General features: G+C 42.4%; 2 protein-coding genes. Both read right to left on the bottom strand.

Annotated features, from left to right (window positions below; all coding sequences use genetic code 11):
• Positions 1-180: 180 nt before the first annotated feature.
• Positions 181-897, bottom strand: a complete 717-nt coding sequence (locus B3763_RS07175; RefSeq protein ID WP_189630905.1) for a hypothetical protein — start codon at positions 895-897, stop codon at positions 181-183.
• 288 nt (positions 898-1185) lie between these two features.
• A partial coding sequence (locus B3763_RS07170; protein ID WP_286745189.1) for a hypothetical protein occupies positions 1186-3250 on the bottom strand: 2065 nt, incomplete at its 5' end.

Genomic DNA, 3250 nt, shown 5'->3' with positions numbered 1-3250 from the left:
CCGCAATGACGTCCTAAGAGGGGAGATTTTAATACTTACTTACATCGAACTCAGGTTAATTTAAGTGGTTGTTCTAACCAAATCGGGAGAATAATGTAGCCGGGTGGTATTGCATAGGCATACATGGGGTCTAAAACAACCGGTGTTTTGTTTTTCTAAAAATGGTGAAGCTCTCGCCTTTTATTGCAGTTCTTCAAGTAATGATGCATTAGCTTCAATGATTTTTTCTTCCAGGCTTTTTAAATCTTCCAAAACCGATATGAGACCTTTCTGTTTTCCATTGTAGACCATTTCTACGGCACTTTCGCTGGTTTTTAAGTAGGTTTCAATCAGTGAGTTGACTACGCCTAGCTTTTCAACCAAAGTAACGTTCATTCTTACTACGGTGCCGGTGGCTTGGGCTAAATCCCACGACCTGTTGTTTATGTTTGGTAGCTTGAGTTGAATGTTTCCAACACCCATAAGCTTTAAGGTGTCTTGTTCTAGTTTTAGATCAAAAACACTTTCACCAAATATTAGCACCCGCGAATCGTCCTCTTGCATCACCATTATATTTTCGCGGTACTCTTTCTGTCCAAATATTAAAGAGCGTTTAAAGAAGTTGGCCAGTTTGGTGTTGTCGTTTACATCAAAATCCAAATCGGCACTTGCAACTGCCAGTAGTAGATTCTGGTTTGAGTATAGTTTTTGCAAAAGCTCTTTGCGATAGTCGAGGGATTTTCTGAGGAGTGCATCATTACTCTTTACCTCTTGAAAAATAGACTCTTTTACCTTTTGCAGATTGGCATTTAAAGCTGACGATTCTCGCCAGCTATTTAATACAAGGGCTAGAATTACGGCAAAAACCACAGATATGAACTCTACAGCTAATTGCTGGGTATTTAGTTTGTTTTTCATATTCAATACATTTAGGTGTATGTGCTACGGGGGCTAGCCATCGTGCGTAAGTAAGGCTTTTCAAATATTTACTAAAGTATTGTATCGCAGCCCCCTTTGCAAATAGCTCAATTAGCTTTAGATGTGGGGGGCTGTATGGTCTTCTTCCTAAAGAAGGGCGGTTGGTCTGTGGAGCGAACCGAACTCAGGTCAAATGGGTGCCAATCTGTTATTTCTGCTGCAAACTGCATACTTTTAGAGTCTCGAAACGGTTATTGGAAAAGGCCTTGGAGTAGGCACAGAAACCCATTAACTCCCTAAAATCTCAAGGATTTTTGAACTGCCATGTTTTTCAGCTACACTGCGAGGCGATTGTCCGTCAAGTTCAAAGTTCGTTGAAATACCGAGCTCTAGAAGCTTTTCCATACACTTATCGCTGTTTTCCTGTGCACTGACCAGTACTGTTTTTTGGATCATTCGGTTTTTGGAAAAATCATCTAAACCTTCTACATAAGCATTTAAGAGTACTTGCATGCCTGCAGGGTTGTTGGTGGCAATGGCATAATGCAATACGTCCAGGGATTCGCTATTTCCGGTGGTCCAGTCTATTTTATTTAACTTTATTGTTTTATGGAAACCGCTTGAAACAAAGCTGGTTAGCGTACTCTTAGCCTCTTCAATTTGTTCTTCTGTAGAACCATAGCCTATAAATTTGAGAACGCTTATATGGCTTCGTATACTGCTTTGTATTTTTTGAGTGAGTCTTAACCGAAAGTCCTCTTCGCTGGTTTGTAGCGAGGAATCTTTTCGGAATGCTTCTAAGAGGTAGTTAAGTGCAATTATTTCGTTCTCATCTTCCAGGTACTTGGCCATGCGCAGGTAATTTTCTGCACTTGGGTTTAAAGTTGCTGCCTTGGATGCAAAATCGATTGCTGACTGTTTAAACACCCGGGGGCCTGTCACATTCCAGATTTCCCTGAAGTTTCTTTTAAGGTAGGAAACCAAAAGTTCGGCCTCGTCCATTGTGGCATATCCTAAGGCGAAAACCTTGGCCGGAAAATCTGATATGTCTTCCGAAGATTTTAACTGGTTTACATATCCCTGATATTGATCAATGAGGCTTTGAATTTGCGTAAGATTGCTGATGTTCATTTGCACCAGAGAGCTGTCGCTTGCAATCTGCTTTTCATAAGCGGCTTCATCGGTTCTCTTCAATGTTTTTCTGTACTTGATGCCGTTCTTATCAGGATTCCTAATGGATTCGATAAGATTTAAAACATTGGTTTTCAAGTCTTTTTGTTTTTGAAGCTGGCTCTGGTAGTATTGAATCATTTCCTCGCGACTAAGGTCAATACCCGTTGAACTGGTAATGATTTCTGTCCAGTTTGTGCCGGGTTTAAAGCCTTGTTGATAGGCTAGTCCTCCCGGAGTTACATTGACAATTTTTATGGTTGGGGTTCCCAAAGGCATACCTGTTCGGGCATCTACGTATTTGGGTGGGTCTATTCTAATTTCCATACCCATGTCTTGCCCGTGGATGGCATTTTCGAAGTAATCGTTTTTACGCTGGGCAATTTGAATAGTCTTCTTTTCTTCGGGTATCAGGTTGTTGGGTATTCCCGCTGCTGGCTTTGTGGGCAAGGGGCAGTTGTTGTTTAGCCAGTCGGTCGTATTAGGGTTCCAGTTCGACCGTAAAGACTCCTGATAACAGTTCAGGTTATCTACCATGGCGAGATAATAGGCTTCCATGGCAGGGTCTTCGGCATAGGCGGCCAGCGTGAGAAAATCGTTGGTTTTCGATACTATCTTATGGTAGGCATCCCAATAAATCTGGCTCATTTGTGAGCGCTGTTGCTGTTGCAGCTGAGCTTTTCTGGCCGCGGCTTCTTTCTTTGCTTGTTTCATCTCAAGCAGGTTGGCGAATGCCCCTATGCCTTTATAAAAGCCTGTTTGATTATTATTCTGAATGGCATCGCCAAGGGTCTGCAAACCATCGGTTATCAACTTGGTTTTGGCTGCCGCAATGTCTTGTTGCACGTATTCAAGGTCTTTCATTTTCCGATTGAAATCCATCAGTGATAGGGTCGGGTCGTTGGTGCTTACCAAACCGTTGATACGCTGGAGCCGATTGGAGAATTCTTCTGTGAGTTGGTCAAGTTCGGCTCCATACTGCATTACTTCCAGATAATTGGCTTCAATAAAAGGGGAGCTGTTATCTTCTGCAGATCCATTGGCTGAGCCTACCAGGCAATTGGGTACTGAAGGTAAGCTAAGACCGGCACAGGGAGAGCCATAACTGTCGTAACTCGATTTAATTTGTTCCAGAGTGGCTTTTAACATTCTTGCCTGCTCGGCCGTTCTCGGCTTGTTTTTA

It is taken from the genome of Roseivirga sp. UBA1976 (genome assembly GCF_002336325.1).
Lineage (GTDB): Bacteria > Bacteroidota > Bacteroidia > Cytophagales > Cyclobacteriaceae > Roseivirga > Roseivirga thermotolerans.
This window is presented reverse-complemented; position numbering and strand designations above follow the sequence as displayed.

Excerpts from the sequence above, each read along its gene's own strand:
- B3763_RS07175 (WP_189630905.1), bottom strand. The coding sequence starts at position 897 with ATGAAAAACAAACTAAATACCCAGCAATTAGCTGTAGAGTTCATATCT.